At 71.8% G+C, this 16,529-nt stretch carries 16 protein-coding genes; 6 read left to right on the top strand and 10 right to left on the bottom strand.

Annotated elements, in window-relative coordinates; translation table 11 throughout:
* Positions 1–54 precede the first annotated feature (54 nt).
* The 3 genes from serS to OG587_RS08275 all read right to left on the bottom strand — a co-directional run bounded on the left by serS (position 55) and on the right by OG587_RS08275 (position 4,205).
* Positions 55–1,317, bottom strand: coding sequence for a serine--tRNA ligase (gene serS, locus OG587_RS08285; protein ID WP_329088385.1), 1,263 nt, complete (start codon positions 1,315–1,317; stop codon positions 55–57).
* Between the two features lie 140 nt (positions 1,318–1,457).
* Positions 1,458–2,378 carry a prephenate dehydratase gene (gene pheA, locus OG587_RS08280; protein WP_329088383.1) on the bottom strand — a complete coding sequence of 307 codons (921 nt, stop codon included), beginning with the start codon at positions 2,376–2,378 and terminating at the stop codon, positions 1,458–1,460.
* 414 nt (positions 2,379–2,792) lie between these two features.
* Positions 2,793–4,205 (bottom strand): glycosyltransferase 87 family protein, encoded by a 1,413-nt coding sequence (locus tag OG587_RS08275; RefSeq protein ID WP_329088382.1) that lies wholly within the window; start codon positions 4,203–4,205, stop codon positions 2,793–2,795.
* Between the two features lie 65 nt (positions 4,206–4,270).
* Between OG587_RS08275 and OG587_RS08270 the strand changes: the two genes are divergently transcribed.
* Positions 4,271–6,718, top strand: a complete 2,448-nt coding sequence (locus OG587_RS08270; RefSeq protein ID WP_329088380.1) for a hypothetical protein — start codon at positions 4,271–4,273, stop codon at positions 6,716–6,718.
* Here OG587_RS08270 and mptB read toward each other — a convergent pair.
* From mptB to OG587_RS08255, 3 genes are all read right to left on the bottom strand, one after another.
* Entirely contained in the window at positions 6,600–8,114 is a 1,515-nt protein-coding gene (gene mptB, locus OG587_RS08265; protein WP_329088379.1) for a polyprenol phosphomannose-dependent alpha 1,6 mannosyltransferase MptB, read from the bottom strand. The two genes, OG587_RS08270 and mptB, sit on opposite strands and share 119 nt — an antisense overlap.
* Before the next feature lie 281 nt (positions 8,115–8,395).
* Positions 8,396–9,082: a glycosyltransferase family 2 protein gene (locus OG587_RS08260; protein WP_329088377.1), complete on the bottom strand. Its 687-nt coding sequence runs from the start codon at positions 9,080–9,082 to the stop codon at positions 8,396–8,398.
* Between the two features lie 49 nt (positions 9,083–9,131).
* Positions 9,132–9,485, bottom strand: coding sequence for an STAS domain-containing protein (locus tag OG587_RS08255; RefSeq protein WP_329088376.1), 354 nt, complete (start codon positions 9,483–9,485; stop codon positions 9,132–9,134).
* Positions 9,486–9,714: 229 nt separating this feature from the next.
* On the opposite strand from OG587_RS08255, the gene OG587_RS08250 reads away from it, so the two are divergent.
* Entirely contained in the window at positions 9,715–10,353 is a 639-nt protein-coding gene (locus OG587_RS08250) for a hypothetical protein (protein ID WP_329088375.1), read from the top strand.
* 153 nt (positions 10,354–10,506) lie between these two features.
* Here OG587_RS08250 and OG587_RS08245 read toward each other — a convergent pair whose 3' ends face one another.
* A complete protein-coding gene (locus OG587_RS08245; RefSeq protein ID WP_329088373.1) occupies positions 10,507–11,634 on the bottom strand; it encodes a sensor histidine kinase in 1,128 nt (375 codons plus the stop codon).
* Positions 11,631–12,326, bottom strand: coding sequence for a response regulator transcription factor (locus OG587_RS08240; protein WP_329088370.1), 696 nt, complete (start codon positions 12,324–12,326; stop codon positions 11,631–11,633). The genes OG587_RS08245 and OG587_RS08240 overlap by 4 nt, the downstream gene beginning before the upstream one ends.
* A 128-nt stretch (positions 12,327–12,454) precedes the next feature.
* Between OG587_RS08240 and OG587_RS08235 the strand changes: the two genes are divergently transcribed.
* The 4 genes from OG587_RS08235 (at position 12,455) to OG587_RS08220 (ending at position 13,943) form a co-directional block, all read left to right on the top strand.
* Complete coding sequence (locus OG587_RS08235) at positions 12,455–12,622, top strand: hypothetical protein (RefSeq protein WP_329088368.1); 168 nt, start codon at positions 12,455–12,457, stop codon at positions 12,620–12,622.
* Positions 12,619–12,885 carry a DUF6412 domain-containing protein gene (locus tag OG587_RS08230; protein WP_329088367.1) on the top strand — a complete coding sequence of 89 codons (267 nt, stop codon included), beginning with the start codon at positions 12,619–12,621 and terminating at the stop codon, positions 12,883–12,885. The genes OG587_RS08235 and OG587_RS08230 overlap by 4 nt, the downstream gene beginning before the upstream one ends.
* A 166-nt stretch (positions 12,886–13,051) precedes the next feature.
* Positions 13,052–13,747, top strand: coding sequence for a YidC/Oxa1 family membrane protein insertase (locus OG587_RS08225; RefSeq protein WP_329088365.1), 696 nt, complete (start codon positions 13,052–13,054; stop codon positions 13,745–13,747).
* A 16-nt stretch (positions 13,748–13,763) separates the two neighbouring features.
* Positions 13,764–13,943, top strand: coding sequence for a hypothetical protein (locus OG587_RS08220; RefSeq protein WP_329088363.1), 180 nt, complete (start codon positions 13,764–13,766; stop codon positions 13,941–13,943).
* Between the two features lie 107 nt (positions 13,944–14,050).
* Here OG587_RS08220 and OG587_RS08215 read toward each other — a convergent pair whose 3' ends face one another.
* Positions 14,051–14,500, bottom strand: coding sequence for an ATP-binding protein (locus OG587_RS08215; RefSeq protein WP_329088362.1), 450 nt, complete (start codon positions 14,498–14,500; stop codon positions 14,051–14,053).
* A 157-nt stretch (positions 14,501–14,657) separates the two neighbouring features.
* On the bottom strand, positions 14,658–16,529 hold the full coding sequence (locus OG587_RS08210) for a sensor histidine kinase (RefSeq protein ID WP_329088360.1): 1,872 nt from the start codon (positions 16,527–16,529) through the stop codon (positions 14,658–14,660).

The following is a 16,529-nucleotide window of genomic DNA, read 5'->3' as shown; positions in this document are numbered from 1 at the left end:
GCGAGAAGGCCCCGCCGGGCGGCGGGGCCTTCTCCGTGAGCTTCCCCGGTCGGGCTACTTGACGGGTTCGAGCACGTCGAGGCCGACGTACGGGCGCAGGGCCTTGGGGAGCACGACGGAGCCGTCGGCCTGCTGGTGGTTCTCCAGGATGGCGACGATCCAGCGGGTGGTGGCCAGCGTGCCGTTCAGGGTGGCCACGTGCTGGGGCTTGCCGCCGGAGTCACGGAAGCGGACGCCGAGGCGGCGGGCCTGGAAGTCGGTGCAGTTGGAGGTCGAGGTGAGCTCGCGGTAGCGGCCCTGGCTGGGCACCCACGCCTCGCAGTCGAACTTCCGCGCGGCCGAGGACCCCAGGTCTCCGGCCGCGGTGTCGATCACCCGGTAGGGCAGCTCGACCTTGGCCAGCATCTCCTTCTCCCAGTCGAGCAGACGCCGGTGCTCGGCGTGGGCGTCCTCGGGACGGGCGTAGGAGAACATCTCGACCTTGTCGAACTGGTGGACCCGGATGATGCCCCGGGTGTCCTTGCCGTACGAGCCCGCCTCGCGGCGGAAGCACGAGGACCATCCCGCGTAGCGGTACGGAAGCGCGGAGCCGTCGAGGATCTCGTCGCCGTGGTAGGCCGCCATCGGCACCTCGCTCGTGCCGACCAGGAACAGGTCGTCGTCGGGCAGGTGGTAGACCTCGCTGGCGTGGGCGCCGAGGAAGCCGGTGCCCTTCATCGACTCCGGCTTGACCAGCACGGGCGTGATCATCGGGACGAAGCCCGCCTCGATCGCCTGCTGCATGGCCATGTTGAGCAGCCCGAGCTGCAGCCGGGCGCCGACACCCCTCAGGAAGAAGAAGCGCGAGCCGGAGACCTTCGCGCCGCGCTCCATGTCGATCGCGCCGAGCAGCTCGCCCAGCTCCAGATGGTCCTTGGGCTCGAAACCGAAGGACGGCTTCTCGCCGATCTCCTCCAGCACGACGTAGTCGTCCTCGCCTCCGGTGGGAGCCCCCTCCTCCACGAGGTTGGGCACCGTGTAGAGGACCTCGCCGAGTTCGGCGCCGAGCCGCTCTGCCTCGGCCTCGGCGGACTTGACCTGCGTGGAGAGGTCTTTCGCCCGCTCCAGCAGGGTCGCCTTCTCCTCCCCTGAGGCACGGGAGACCGACTTGCCGACGGTTTTCTGCTCGGCGCGGAGCGTCTCGAAGCGGCTCAGCGCACCGCGCCGTCGCTCGTCGAGGTCGAGCAGCGTGTCGACGACAGAGTCGTCCTCACCGCGGGCACGCTGCGACGCCCGTAGCCGGTCGGGATCCTCACGAAGGGTACGCAGGTCAATCACAGCCACAAGGCTACCGATGTACGGCTCGGGCCCGCGCCCGGATTAACCGGGCCGCCCCCGTGGCGTCCGTTTCCCGCCCGGCGGGACACCTTCGGCGGGCACCCGCGGGCTCCCGCACCGGCTCGCGGGCCGGGTGAGGATCAGACCTGGCCGGTGCGGATCCTGCCGAGCCACTCGGCGGCCTCGGTGAAGTCACCGTCGTTCGTACCGCGCTTGATCTGCGGGAAGAGACCGTCGGCTCGCGGGTAACTGCCCAGGAAGCGCACCTCGGCGGAGATCCGGTGAAGACCCGAGATCGCCTCTCCGACGCGGGCGTCGGCGACGTGGCCCTCGAAGTCGAAGTGGAAGAAATAGCGGCCGATGCCGTCGCCGGTGGGCCGCGACTCGATGCGGGACAGGTTGACGCCGCGAACGGAGAACTGGGTCAGCATCTCCAGCAGCGCGCCCGGGTGGTCGTCGGCGAGGAAGACGACCAGGGAGGTGCGGTCGGCGCCGGTCGGCTCGGGCAGCGGGCCGGGACGCGACACCTGGACGAACCGGGTGACGGTGTCGGTGCGGTCGCCGATCCTGGCCGCGAGCTCGACCAGGCCGTAGTGCTCACCGGCGATGCGCGCGGCGATGGCCGCGTCGTACGGCGAGCCGGGAAGCGCGACCTCCTGCGCCGCGGCGGCGGTCGACGGGGCGGCGACCACCACGGCGTCGGGCAGCTCGCGGGCGATGAAGTTGCGGCACTGGGTGATCGCCGCCGGGTGGGTGAAGACCCTCTTGATGTGGCCGATCTCGGTGTCGGGACGCGCCAGGAGCGAGAATTCGACGGGAAGCAGCAGCTCGGCGGTGATGAGCAGCGACTCACCCCGGGCGAGCTCGTCAAGGGTCGTGGTGATGGCGCCTTCGAGCGAGTTCTCCATCGGGACGACGGCTCCGTCGGCCTCCCCGCGCCGGGCGGCCTCCAGGGCGGCGGTGACGTTCGGGCTCGGCAGGCGCTCGGCCTCAGGCGCCAGGATGCGCAGGGCTTCCTCGGTGAAGGTCCCCTCCGGTCCCAGGTAAGCGAGTTTCGGCATGCCCTCAGGGTAACCGGCGACTGTCAGAAAATGTGCGCAGGATTACATACCGATGTGGCTGATCTCCACCGGATCACTCGAAGTCGTTCCACGTCAGAGGCCGTTTCCTTGCCGATCATCCCCTCGGGGGCCGCCTCGCGCCCGGGGGCGCCCTCGCTCGGGCCATCCTCTCGGGCCATCCTCTCGGAGCCTCCCTCACGGCCGGGACCGCTCTCGCTCGGCTTCCCTTGAAACTCGCTGGACCCCCTTGAAACTCGCTCGGACTCCCTTGAAAGCCGCCTCGTGTCCAGCCCCCTCTCGCTCTGGCACCCTCGAAGGCCGCTTCACGGCCGGGGTCGCCGCCCTTCCCCGGCCACTTCCCGGGCCACTTCGCGCCAGCGGCCGTGTCCCGTCAGCGTCAGCGGCCGTGTCCCGTCAGGGGAGTGCCCGGAACGCCGCTCTCCGCCTGGGCAGCCATACCCCCAGCAACCAGACCAGGGCCAGCGCGCCCAGCCCGAAGCCGTTCTGCACGATCTTGCCCAGTACGGGACTGAGCACCGGGATCTCCGCCGCCTTGATCGTCACGCCCCACCAGGGGATCGGCAGCACGTAGTAGAGCCAGACCCCGGCGGCCACCCGGAGCCTGACCGGGTCGCGCCCGTCACCGGCCAGCGCGCCGAGCACCACGACCACCCAGGCCAGGTGATGGATCCAGGCGACCGGCGACAGCAGTACGGCCATCAGCCCGACCAGGGCGACCCCGGCCACGAGGTGCCCGTCGAGCAGGGCCCTGCGGGCGTGGCGGAAGCCGTACCAGGCGACCACGGCGACCAGCGCCACCCAGAGCAGGCTCGTCAGCGCGTCGGGCAGGTAGAGCCGGATGAGCATGCCGCGCATCGACTGGTTGGTGGTCGCGGCGTTGGCACCGAGCCGCTCGGGGTCGAGCAGCGCGCGGAACCAGAAGTCGGCGGCGTCCGCCGGGATCACCAGGAACGGCAGCAGGGTCAGCAGCGCGGCGGTGAGCGCGGCCACGAGGAAGGTCCCGCGGTGCTCGCGCCTCGCGCCGGGCCCGAAACCGGCGATGAGAAGGTAGATCAGGAAGACACCCGGGGTGAGCTTGACCGCGGTGGCCAGGCCGATCAGCATGCCGCGCGGCCACACCGGGCGCCGGGCCACGCAGTCGGCCAGGCAGAGCGCGACGAGCAGGATGTCCACCTGGCCGAAGCGGACCTGGTCCCTGATCGGCATCAGGTAGGTGCACGCGATCATCAGGGCGGCGAACAGCAGGGGCGTCCACAGCAGGCCCGCGCCCGTCCCGCCCAGCCTGCCGAGCCTGCCGAGCCTGCCGAGCCGGGCGCGTACACCCTGGGGTGTTCCCGCCGTTCGCGTCGGCTCTCCGCCGGGCGTGCCGGGAACGGCATCCGGCGTTCCCGGCGTTCCAGGCGCGGTGCCCGCCCCGCTGGGCGTGGCGCGGAAGGAGAGAACGGCGCGGAAGGAGAGCCAGACGGTGACCGCCAGCGTCAGGAAGATCAACGCCGTCCACGCCCACTGCGCCGCCGTCCACGACACCGCCGCCAGCGGCGTGGCGAGCAGCGCCGCCACCGGCGGGTAGGTGAAGGGCAGCAGCTGCGGCGCGGGCGTGACGAACCCGTAGACGGGCCGGCCCTCCAGGACCGCCGCTCCGCCGGTACGGTACACATCCAGGTCGACCAGGCGCTGGTCGTCCACATTGCCCAGCCAGTAGAGCACCAGCGGGGCCACTGCGGCGGCGACGAGCAGCAACGCGGGCAGCCACGACAGCCATGTCCGTGGGCGCCGCCCGGTCGTGGTCACCTCGCCAGTCCTCACGAGCAGGCAGGTTACCGTGGGGCCGGGAAAAGTGGCCGCCCGACGGGTACGGACAGGGGGACCGGATGGCTTCGACACACCGCGGTCACGGGCCCGCGCGCCCGGCTACCGGGGGGATCGCGACGCGACCGGCGCTCCGCCGGGTCGCCAGGACCGCGTCGGCCGCCGCCTCCCTGCTGATCCTGCTGCCGGCCCTGCTCTGCGTCCTCCTCGGCCTCCCGGGCGCCCCGAAGGCCTTCGCCGCCTCCGCTGTTCCGAGTGCCTCCGGTGTTCCAGGTGCCTCCGGTGTTCCAGGTGCCTCCGGTGTTCCGGGGGTCTCCAATGTTCCGGGGGTCTCCGGTGCCGGTACGGCGGGCGCCTCGGTGAGGATGCTTCCCGAGAGGGTCGTGATCGTCGGGATACCGGGTCTGGAATGGAGCGACCTGGACCGGGTGCGGACCCCGAACCTGTGGAAACTGGTGGGCGAGGGCGGGTCCGCGTCCATGTCCACCCGGGCGGTCCCGCCGCCCGAGCGGGGGATCACGTGCCCGGTGGCGGGCTGGCTGACGGTGTCGGCCGGCCAGCGGGCGGGCGCTCCCGGTACGGGCTGCGAGCCTCCGCGCGCACCGGAGGCGACCCCCGGCGGCGGGGCGAGCGTGCCCGGCTGGGGCGAGCTGTCCGCGTTCAACGCCACCACCTCCTACCGGCCGGTTCTCGGGCAGCTGGGCGGGCTCGCGGCCGGAGCGGGCCTGAAAGTCGCGGCCGCCGGGCCGGGAGCCGCCCTCGCCGCCGCCGACAAGTCCGGAAAAATTGGGAAATACGCGGCGAGCGTCGAGGAACTGGGCGACCTGTCCCCGTACGGACTGATCGTGGTCGAGGCCGACGACCTCGCCAGGGCCTGGACCGGTGGCGCCCCCGCCCCGGACGGCGCCCCGGTCGCGATGACCGCCCAGGCCAGGCGGGAGGCCGCCGCCAGGGCCGACCGCGTGGTGGGCGCGGTCCTCGACCGGCTGCCTCCGTCGCGCGCCGGCGGCACGGCCCCCGGAGCCATGGCGTCCGGGACCGGGATCACGGTCCTGGTCGGCGGCCTGGCCGACACCTCGGTGGCGCCCCACCTGCACGTGGCGATCGCCCGGGGCCCGTCCCCCGACGGGGGAACGTACGCGCGCGGCTACCTCACCGCCACCTCCACCCGCCAGGACGGCCTGGTCACGAACACCGACCTGACCGCCACCGCGATCAGCCTGCTGGACCTGAAGATCCCCAACGGGGTCGTGGGACGTGCCTGGCTGGGCGACGTGCCGAGCGGGGAGCCGGTCGCGGCGACGGTCGGGAAGCTGGCCGGCGACGACCTGGCGAGCCAGGTGCTGCGCGAGGTGAGGGGGCCGTTCTTCGCGGTGTTCGTGGCGGTGCAGATCCTGTTCTACCTGCTGGCCGCCGTCGCGATCCGCCGGGGCTGGGGCGGCTCCCGCGCCCTGACGGCCGTCCGGGTCGTCGCCGTGGTCAGCGGGGCGATCGCGGTCGCCACCTTCCTGGCGCAGCTGGTCCCCTGGTGGAGCCTGCCCGCGCCGATGACCTGGGTGATCGTGACCATCCTCGGCTTCGCCTGCGCGGTCGCCGGGGTGGCGCTCGCCGGGCCGTGGCGGGCCCACCCGCTCGGCCCGCTGACGGTGGTCGCCGCCGTCACCTCGGTGACGCTGCTGGCAGACGTGATGACCGGCTCGGCGCTCCAGGTGAACGCGGTGACCGGCTACGAGCCGGTCACCGGCGGGCGCTTCTACGGTTTCAGCAACATCGCCTTCGCCGTCTACTCCGCCGGCACGATCCTGGCCCTCGCCGGGGTCGCCCAGTGGCTGATCTCACGTGGCCGGCGGGCGCTCGCGCTCGCGGTGTGCGTGGCGTACGGGGGGCTGGCGGTGTTCGCCGACGGCTGGACCGCGTGGGGTGCCGACTTCGGCGGGGTCCCGGCGTTCCTGATGGGGGTCGCGGTCTTCCTGATCCTGCTGTCCGGCGGGCGGGTCTCGCCGGTCAGGCTGGTCCTGGTCGGCCTGGCGGGCGGCCTGCTGATCGGCGCCATAGCGGTGTTCGACTGGCTGCGGCCCGCCGACCGGCGCACCCACCTGGGCACCTTCGTGCAGCAGGTGCTGGACGGGGAGGCCTGGACCGTGGTCGGACGCAAGTTCGGCGCGATGATCGGGGTCACGGTCGGCAACTGGTCACTGTCGCTGCTCACGCTGGTCGCGCTGGCGTTCCTGTTCCTGGTGCTCGACCGCCCGTCGCGGTGGGGGGCCTCGGCCCTGGGCCGGGCCTACGCGCTCGCGCCCGCGCTGCGCGCCGGGCTGATCGGGGCGCTGGCCTGCGCGCTGATCGGCTTCCTGATGAACGACTCGGGCATCGCGATCCCGGCCATGGCGCTCACGGTCGCGGTACCGCTGACGCTGGCCGCCTGCGTGCGCGCCGTCCGGCTCTCGCCGCCCACCACGCCAGGGCGACCGTCAGTGCCAGCAGCGTCCACGGCACCACCGCCTCCCTGAGCAGGGTCTTCGTCCAGAGCAGGTCGTCGGGCCGCAATGCCTCCCTGGCCGGGAGGTAGCCGAGCGACAGCACGACGACCCTGGCCACCATGAACGCCTCCAGCGCGGGCCAGGACGCCATGGCAAGCAGCGCGAAGGCCAGCCCGTCGTACCAGGGCAGCGCGTACGGCGCGGCGAACAGCCAGGCGACCACCATCGCGGCGGCGACGGCGGGCGCGGTATCGGCGGACAGCGCCCCCGGCGCCCCCGGCGCCCGCAGTGCCCCCCGCGCCCCCCGCGCCCCCCGCGCCCGCAGCAGCAGCCAGGCCAGGCAGGCCATCAGGAGCAGGGACCCGATCTGGATCCAGGCCGAGTACGCGCCCGGCCCGAAGAGCGACTGGAGTCCCACCTTGACGAGCTGCCAGGGGGTGGCGAGGGAGACCTTCCTGCTGGCGGCGCTCACCTGGTCGAGCACGTGCGGCCCGGCGACGGCGTAGATCGCCACCACGGTGGCCGTCGCGGTCCCCGCCACCACGGCGAGCCTGCGCGGCGAGCGGCGCAGCTCCCACGCCGGTCCGAGGGCGACGAGCCCGGCGTTGAGCTTGACCCCGATGCCCACCCCGAGCAGCAGCCCCGAGGCGGCACCGCGAACAGTGAGCGCGGCGACCATGCAGGCGATGGCGAGGGTGTCGACGTGCATCCCCGCGGCCAGGTGGTAGATCATCAGTGGGTTGGCCGCCCACAGCAGCGCCGCCCGCCGCTGAAGGTCCGCGTCCCCCCTGGCGAAACGGTGCAGCAGCAGTGCCGTACCGATGAACGTCGCCGCGTTGACGACGGCCATCACGAAGACCGTCAGCCTGACCGAGTCACCGCCCACGAGGCTCGCCAGTGCCTGTACGGCGGTGGCGACCGGGCCGTAGACGCTGGTCACACCGGCCCACTCCTCCACCGCGCCGGTGACCGGGTCGCCGGGCAGGGTGGCGGGGGTGATCGCGTACGGGTCCTGGCCGAGCGTGACCAGGCGGCCGTACGCGGCGTAGTTGAGGTGGTCGGCCGAGCCGGAGGGCGGCAGGAAGGCGAGCAGGCCCGCCACTGCGCAGCCCGCCGCGAGCAGCCAGCGTGGATCGGGCCCCCACCGGGACCTGAGCGCGGCGGCGAGCCCGAGCCCGCCCAGCACGATCGCGACGGCGCCCATGGCGATGACCAGATGGGCACCGGGGTGGGCGTCCAGCGAGTACGGAGGCTGCCAGGAGGGTCCGGGCAGCCCCGGGACCATGGCCGAGGGGCCCAGCAGCCCGATCAGGACCGTGGTCGCCGCCGAGAGCCCCACGGCTCCGAACGCGGCGACGTCGAGCCCCCGCGGCGTACCGCCGGCGGAACTCCGCCTCTCGTCGACGACCGACGCATCCCGAGTCACCCGCAAATTCCAGCACACCCGGCACGGTGCCCGGTGCGGCACCGGCTTCCAGCACACCCGGCACGACACCGGCGGACCGGGCGGCGCCGCGAGGGCACGCCGGGCGGCCTCACCCCCGGCGGACCGGGTGGGTGGCCAGGCTGACGGCGCCCGGGTGCCGCGCGACGCGGACGCCCGCGAGATCACCCTCCCCCTGAACCTCACGCCGGTGATGACGACAGACCGGATCAACAGCGTCCGGGGGACCGGCCGGGTCACCGGTACCCGGCTGACAGGCCGGGTTAACGGCGCGACAGGAGGGCGCGGGCGACGTCGCGGAACTGCCTGGCCCGGTGGACCTGGGCCTTCCAGTCGGTGCCGGTGGCCCGGTGTGCCATCTCGACCGGAACCTCGCGCACGCGAAAGCCCTTCCTGAGCAGGTCGATCGTGAGACCGGTCTCCACGCCGAAGCCGCGTGCCAGGGGCCGGGCGGCTTCGAAGGCGGCCCGTGTCAGGCAGCGCTGCCCGTTGAGCGGCTGGGCGGGCGTCCAGCCGGTGGCGCGCTCGACGCCCTCGCGCGCGAGTCTCACGACGAACCCATGTCCGCCGAGCTTCACCCGGGTGACGAAGACGGCGATCGTCATGTCGGCCTCGCCCGCCGCGACCGGCTCGATCAGCGGCGCGGCCGTACGAGCGGTCTCGCCCAGGTCGGCGTCGAGGAACAGCAGGTGCCGGGGCTTCTCACCGTCGAGGTCGAGCAGGCGCACGGCATGGGCACCACTCTCCATGGCGGCGGCCTTGCCCCGGTTGTGGCTGTGCCGCACGACGCGGGCGCCGGCGGCCTTGGCCACCCGCCCCGTCTCGTCGACGGAGCCGTCGTCGACGACCACGACGAGATCGACGCCGGGCAGCGCCAGGACCGCGGCCACGGTGGCCCCGATCCTGTCGCCCTCGTCCTTGGCGGGAATGATCGCCGCCGTGCCGGTCATCGAACACCTCCAGCGTGGAGTCCCCGGGCATCAGCCGTGGGGAAGGACGTCATCCTTGGGAATCGGAGGTCAGCAGCTTCTCCGGCAGGGTCTCGTGCACGACGAAGACGGAGTCGAGGCCGGTGACCTGCAGAATCTTGCGTACGGCGGGCCGGGGCGCCGCCACCTCCAGTGTGCCGCCCCGCTCCCGCAGCCGCTTGAGCGCGGACAGCAGCACGTTCATGCCGGTGGAGTCGCAGAACTCCACGGCGGACATGTCGAGGACGACAAGCATGGTCTGGCTCTGCCCAAGCAGCCGGGTGAACTCTGCCTGCAGACGAGGCGCGGTATATAGGTCGATTTCGCCAACGATGGTCACGACGGTGTGCCCGGCATGAGATCGAGTTGAGACTTTTAGCTCCACAGCGGGCACACTAGCGGCGCGAGAGCCGCTGGTCACGTTCTCTTGAACAACCCGAGTCGTCCGCCCTTTGTCCCCCGTTTCCGCCTCACGGAAACCCTGAGTGCGCGAAGCTTGACACTAAGCAACACCGGCTTGGCCGGAAAAGGGAGGAGACCCGGCACCTCCCGATCGTCGCTGCGCTACGTCAGTGGCGGCCGTTGAGTTACAAGAAACGGGCTCGAACGCACCCATGAACACCGACCTACCTGAGGATCTCCAGCGACAACGGCTCCGGGAGCATCTGGAGTCCATGATCACTCGTACCGACAAGGCCACCTCGTGGCGCGACGCGGCGAGTTCACTGCGGGGCCTGGTGAACCACGAGGGACACGTCCCGATCAGGACCCGCCTGTCGACCGAGGACCTCGACTTTCTCGAGGGGGCGCGCGAAGAGCTCCTCGACTTCGCCACGCTCGGCGTCAGACTGCTCGACCTGCACCAGCCGCGCGACGCGGGCGGCATCACCAGCGACGCGGCACATCCGATCCTGCGCTGCCGCAGCTGCATGTGGCGCTGGCCGTGCCCGACGTTCCGGGCGATGGTGGAGTCCCTCGGCACCACCAGGAGGCTGACCTCCTGCCAGCACGTCGAACCCGACACCGAGGGCGGCGAGTGCGCGCAGATGACCCTCATGGTCTCCGTGCGGCCCGAGGGTCCCGATGGCCACGTCACGCCCGCACCGACCGCCAACGGCACCGCCTCGAACAACACCGGTTCCAACGGCACCGGTTCCAACGGCACCGGTTCCAACGGCACCGGTTCCAACGGCACCGGTTCCAACGGCACCGGTTCCAACGGCACCGGTTCCAACGGCACCGGCGCGAACTGACCACCCATCGGCCGTCCAGGCCGAACCACCCAGGCCGAACCACCCAGGTCAGGCCGCCGGGGCGAGGCCCCTCAGACCAGACCGCCCGGACACGATCGCCCGGACACGGCCGCTCAGAGACGGTCACTCAGAGACGGGCTCAGCCGCGGCCGCTCAGACGGAGAGCGGCAGGCGGATCTCGAAGCGGCAGCCAGGACCGGAGTTGACGACGCCGATCGCCCCCTCGTGAGCCTCGACGATGCCGCGCGCGATCGCCAGGCCGAGGCCCGCCCCGGTGCCGTCGGCCCTGGGGGTACGGGCCGCCTCGCCGCGGAAGGCGACGTCGAAGACGCGGGGCAGGTCGTCGGCCGGGATACCTCCGCAGCAGTCGGCGACGGACAGGCAGGCGACGCCGTCCTCGGCCGAGACGCGGACCACGACTGTGCCGTCGCCCGGGGTGTGCCTGATCGCGTTGACCACCAGGTTGCGCAGCGCCCGGGAGAGTTCGGCCGCGTCGGCCTGGACGGGGACCACCGGGTCGGCCTCGCCGGCCAGTCGCACCCCCTTGTCCCTGGCCAGCTGTTCCACCCCGGCCAGCGCGTCGGCGACCAGGTCACCGAGGCCGATCCGGCTGCGCGACAGGCGCAGCGTCCCGGCGTGGATCCTGGACAGCTCGAACAGGTCGTCGACCATGCCCGACAGCCGGTCCACCTCCAGGCGGATCTGCCGGTGGTAGCGGCCGACGGTCTCCGGGTCGGCGACCACCCCGTCCTCCAGGGCCTCGGCCATGGCCCGCATGCCCGCCAGCGGGGTGCGAAGGTCGTGGCTGACCCAGGCGACGAGCTCGCGGCGGGCGCTCTCCAGGGCCCGCTCGCGCTCGTGGCCGAGCCGCAGCCGCAGGTAGGCCTGGTCCAGGCTCCCGGCGATCGTGCCGAGTTCGGCGGGCAGCCCCTCGGGGGGCGTGAACTCCCCCGAGGCCGACACCGCGTGCACCGCGTCGACGAGCCTGCGGCTGGCCGCCACGACCCGGCGTGAGAGCACCGTCGCGACGCCCAGCCCGACCAGGCCTCCCACCGCGACCACGCTGAGCACGATGTCCCTCGACGTACCCTCGATGATCATTTTCAGGGTGATGGCGACCACGCCGCCAACCGTCGCCACGACGGTCACCACGACGACCACCGCGATCATCACGCCGATCGACCGCTCGCGCAGCAGCCGCATCGCGCCCAGCCCGGCCAGCGCGACCAGCAGGCCGAGCCCGGCGGTGACCGCGACGATCAGCAGGATCTCGGGGATCACGGCTCCGCCAGCGGCTCGTAGCGGTAACCGACACCCCACACGGTGACGATGCGCCGGGGAACGGTCGGGTCGGGCTCGATCTTCTCGCGGAGGCGGCGGACGTGGACGGTCACCGTGGACGAGTCGCCGAAGGACCAGCCCCAGACCTGGTCGAGCAGGGCGGAACGGCTGAAGGCCTGGCGGGGATTGCGCATCATGTGGGCGAGGAGGTCGAACTCGCGGGCGGTCAGCATGATCTCGTCGCCGCGGAGTCGCACCTCGTGGGCACCGACGTCGACCGTCAGCTCGCCGTCCCTGAGCACGCCGGTACCGGCCGGCAGGGAGGCTCCGCGCGCCCGCCGCAACACGGACTGCACGCGCAGGGCCAGCTCCCGGGGGCTGAAGGGCTTCGTGACGTAGTCGTCGGCGCCGGTCTCCAGACCGACAACCCTGTCCAGCTCCTCGCCGAGCGCGGTCAGCATGATCACCGGCACCGGCCACCGCTCCCTGAGCTTCCTGCAGACCTGGAGCCCGTCCATCTTGGGAAGCATCAGGTCGAGCACCATCAGGTCGGGCGGGTTGGCCAGCGCGCGCCTGAGCGCCTCGGCGCCGTCTCCGACGCAATCGACCACGTGACCGTCGCGTTCCAGGTATCGGGCCACAACCTCGGCCACCATCGGATCATCGTCGACCACCAGAATCCGCGTGCTCATGGCCCCACGGTAGGCCCGCGAGGGGAGGATCCCTAAGTCGTGTCATCGGTCCGTAAGCACTCGATCGTTATGACCATCGTTATGATCAAGGCACCCGCCGTTTCCCCGGCCGACGTACGGTGGACCGCATGAGTCGTATCGTGCTGGGGGTTCTGGGCGTCCTGCTCGCGCTCTACGTGGTGTTCGGGTTCGTGCTGCCCGCCCTCTTCGGGCTGCTGAAGTTCGCGCTCGTGCTGGCGTTGGTGGCCTTCGTGGTCGTCGCCCTGGTCACCGCGGTGGCCAAGTTCAAGAAGTGAACCTGCTGCTCACCGTCCAGACCCTGGCGGTCTGGATGTTCGACGGCGGCGGTGTCCTGACGGCCGCCGCCGTGGTCGGGCTGGGCGTGCTCCTGCTCGCCTGGGCGCTGCGTCCGGCACCCGTCACCTCCGGTACGGAGTCACGGTCGCCGCTGTCCCGGCGCGACCGGGCCAGGCGGACGATGTTCGTCCGGCAGCGCGACCCCGACGCGGCCGGGAGGTCCCGGCCCAGAGCACCCTCCGCGGGCCCGGCGCCCGCGTAACCCCCGCGACCTCTCGCGACCCCGTGCCCCGCGCACGTGACCGGCATGCCCCGTACGCACGCGATCGCCGTGCCTCGGAGCACCCGGCCACCGTGTCCCGCGGGTACGAGCCCCCATTCGCGGGCGCCTTCTGCGCTGTCTTCACTCCGCTCAGAAGGGCCTCTCCATGTTCGACCCCGTCATCGCGTTCGTCGCCGACCTCATCGCCGCGCTCGCCGAGCCGCTGGGCTCCACCGCCCTGGCGATCGTCGTGTTCACCGTCCTCGTCCGGCTCCTGCTGCTTCCGCTCAGTGTCATGCAGGCCAGGGGCGAGCGGGCCAGGATCCGCCTCGCACCGGAGCTCCAGCGGCTCAAGAAGCGTCACGGCCGCAACCCCGAGCGGCTCCAGCGGGAGCTGACCGCCCTCTACGCCAGGGAGAAGACCTCACCGCTGGCCGGATGCCTGCCGTCCGCGGCGCAGATGCCGTTCATCATGGTGACGTACCAGGTGTTCATCTCCTCGACGATCGCCGGGCAGGCCAACGCGCTCCTGACCCACGGGCTCCTCGGGGTGCCGCTCGGGCAGCAGTTCGCGAGCACGGTGGCCGGATTCGGCCTGCTCAGCGGCCCGACCCTGGTCTTCGCCGGGCTCTTCCTGCTGCTCGTCGCCGTGGCGTGGATCACGTCCCGCCGGATGCGGCGCACGATGAGCGAGGAGGTCCAGCCGGCGGCGCTGCGCCGGATAATGCCCCTGCTGCCTTACGGGACCGTCCTGGCCGCCGCGGTCCTGCCGCTGGCGGCGGGGATCTACCTCCTCGTCACGACGACCTGGACGGCCGGGGAGAAGGCGGTGCTGCACCGCCCGGCACTCGCCGGGAGGTGAGGGCCTGATTCACACCGTGCCGGCCACCTGCCTGGCGCCGTCCGTCGGCGCGGCGCCCGCGCAGGCCGACACGCTCAGAAACGTCTACCACTATGACCGGGACTGCCACCGGGTCGGAAACCTCGGTATCCAGAGCGGCTGGTGGACCTCGTACACCTGCGTTCCCCAGTACGACAAATGGTTCTTCTACCCATAAAGCACCTACGCATAAAGCGCCGGGCAACCGCAAATCTTCCCGCCGGAGAGGTGCCGTTCCCGTCCCGCCTCATGACGCGTGAGGCGGGACGGGAACCGTCAGAAGCATTACCCGCATTCCCTGAGGGCGGGTTCGGGGGTGGAAACATGGCCGTTACCTACCGTGTCGACCGCGGTGACCACCGCCCATACCGTGGTGATGTCCCCCTCGTGCCTGACACCCCATGTGGAGGCCAGATACTCGACGATTCCAAGGCCTCGCCCTCCCAGGGAGGAGAGCGTCGGGCGTCCCGCCCGCGGTTCGGTGGCGGCGCCACCGTCACTCACAGCGACCTCGACATGCTCTTCGGTCCAGTGCCATGACACTCTGATCTGCCCTGATGGCAACGGGTGGGCGTGACGCAGCGCATTGCTCAGCAGCTCGCTGACCACGAGCACCGCGTCATCGATGGCGGTCTCGTACACACCCCGTTCCTGCAGGTCAGAGCAGAGGCGTTGGCGTGCGACAGCGACGCTGGACGGTGCATACGGCAACAGAACGACGCTCGACGCACTCACCTCCCCGTATGCCTGTTCCCCCCTGAGGAACTCACCCCAGTACGACCGAAATGCCCCGTTAGATAGTCTTGGAAACCGGGCGTCAATTACAGCTTGTGCACATTCGACAATAGATCAGCGCATCCGTTACCGACTCGTTACCGGTTCGGCGTGTCGATCAGGTAAGGGCACCCGGCGTGTCGGCGATACGAAGAGCCAACCTCATTCGGGTTCCGCCCGAGGGGCGCGGATGCGCCGAGACCTCCCCGCCCTGGGCCCGCGCGAGGCTCCGCACGATGTAGAGACCGAGGCCGACCCCGCCGAACCTGCGGCGGTCACCGCTGTCGGCCTGGACGAAGCGCTCGAAGACGCGCTCCCGGCTGGCGTGGGCGATGCCCACACCCTCGTCGTCCACGACCAGCACCACCCTGTCGCCGTCCGCCCAGGCCTCGACCCTGATCAGGCCGCCGTCCGGCGAGTACTTGAAGGCGTTCTCCAGCAGCTGGGCCAGCAGGATGTCGGTGGCCAGCGCGTCGCCGGCGACCGGGGGCAGGTCGTCGGGGACGTCGACCTCGACCCGGTGCAGGTCCGACAGGATCGGCAGGCCCAGCGTGGCCCCCCGTACCAGCTCGGCCAGGTCGAAGCTCTCGATCCTGAGGGTGAGCTCGCCGGCCCCCGCGCGCGAGCCCAGCAGCAGGTGGTCCATGAGCTGGCCGAGGGAGCGGGCCCGCTCGGCGATGGTGTGCACGGCGGCGCGGCGCTCGGCGTCGGCCATGCTGTCCCAGCGGCTGTCGAGCGTGCTGGCGAAGCCTCGGACCACGGTGATCGGCGTGCGGAGCTCGTGGCTGGTGGTGGCGAGGAAGAGGTCCTTGGCCTCCTCCAGCTCCTTCGCGCGGGTGACGTCGCGGAAGTCGACCACGATCTCGCCCGTCTCCACGATCTCCGCGCAGAGCACGTCCAGCCAGGTGCCCGAGGGCAGCTGGATGCTGAGCTTGTCCCCCGGCCCCGGCAGCTGGAACGGCGGCGGCCCGCCGATCACCTCGGCGGCGTGGAAACCGGTCAGCTCGCTGGCGGCCGGGTTCCACTGGACGACCCGGCCCGCACCGTCGAGGACCGCGATGCCGTCGGCGCTGGCGTCGAACACCGCCCGCTCGTGGGCGCGCTGCCGTACGGCCTCCTGGTAGGCCATGGCGTTGCCCACGGCGATGCCCGCGTGACCGGCGAGGAGCTCCAGCAGCTCCAGCTCCAGGTGGCCCGCCTTGCGCTTGGCGAACAACGCGTACAGCGCGCCGTACGGCCGCCCGCCCGTCGCCGCGAGGCCGAGCGCGATGGTGTGCAGGCCGGGCAGCCGCGACCAGATCAGCTCGTCCAGCCGGTCCTGGTCGCCGGTCTCCAGCAGGATGGTCCTGCCCTCGCGCAGCAGCCTGCCGACCAGGCTGGTGCGCAGGTCGGCGGTGGAGTCGCGCATCGAGTCGGGAAGGTTGTGGCAGGCCACGAGGCGGAGCCGGTCGCCCTCGATCAACACGAACCCGCCCGCGTCGGCCCCGGTCAGGTCGGCGAGGCTGGCCGCGATCCGGTCGAGCACGGCGGGCAGCTCCAGCTCGGCGTTGATGTCGGCGACCACGTCGGTGAGCCTGCGGACGAGCTGTGCCCGGCGGGCGTTGCGGTCGTTGGCGGTCTCGTCGTCCTGGGCCAGGTGGTAGACGCTGACGTAGCCGAGGAGAGCTCCGTCCGGCGAGGACAGCGCGCCGGTGTCGACCCGCACGTCGAGGAGGCTGCCGTCGCGGCGGAACCGCTTGGTCCTCAGCGAGACCTCGCCGCCGGTGCGGACCTTCTCCAGGACCGCGTTGTGCTCGGCCGTCAGCTCCTCGGGGACCACCGGTGCCCGGCGCCCGACGATCTCCTCCGCCGACCAGCCGAAAAGGCGCTCGGCGGCGGGATTCCAGGCGAGAACCGTCTGCTCGTGATCGATGGCGACGATCGCGTTGGGCGCCGCGGCGACGACCTCACGGCCGATGCCCTCGTCACTGTCGGCCCTGTAGTCCACCAC

This window comes from Streptosporangium sp. NBC_01469, assembly GCF_036227305.1.
GTDB lineage: Bacteria > Actinomycetota > Actinomycetes > Streptosporangiales > Streptosporangiaceae > Streptosporangium.
The sequence above is the reverse complement of the archived record's forward strand: the minus strand, read 5'-3'. Positions and strand labels throughout refer to the sequence as shown.

Coding starts and splice junctions, on each gene's coding strand:
- pheA (WP_329088383.1), bottom strand. CDS start 2,378: ATGCCGAAACTCGCTTACCTGGGACCGGAGGGGACCTTCACCGAGGAA.
- OG587_RS08260 (WP_329088377.1), bottom strand. CDS start 9,082: ATGACCGGCACGGCGGCGATCATTCCCGCCAAGGACGAGGGCGACAGG.
- OG587_RS08270 (WP_329088380.1), top strand. CDS start 4,271: ATGGCTTCGACACACCGCGGTCACGGGCCCGCGCGCCCGGCTACCGGG.
- OG587_RS08250 (WP_329088375.1), top strand. CDS start 9,715: ATGAACACCGACCTACCTGAGGATCTCCAGCGACAACGGCTCCGGGAG.
- OG587_RS08225 (WP_329088365.1), top strand. CDS start 13,052: ATGTTCGACCCCGTCATCGCGTTCGTCGCCGACCTCATCGCCGCGCTC.
- OG587_RS08240 (WP_329088370.1), bottom strand. CDS start 12,326: ATGAGCACGCGGATTCTGGTGGTCGACGATGATCCGATGGTGGCCGAG.
- OG587_RS08235 (WP_329088368.1), top strand. CDS start 12,455: ATGAGTCGTATCGTGCTGGGGGTTCTGGGCGTCCTGCTCGCGCTCTAC.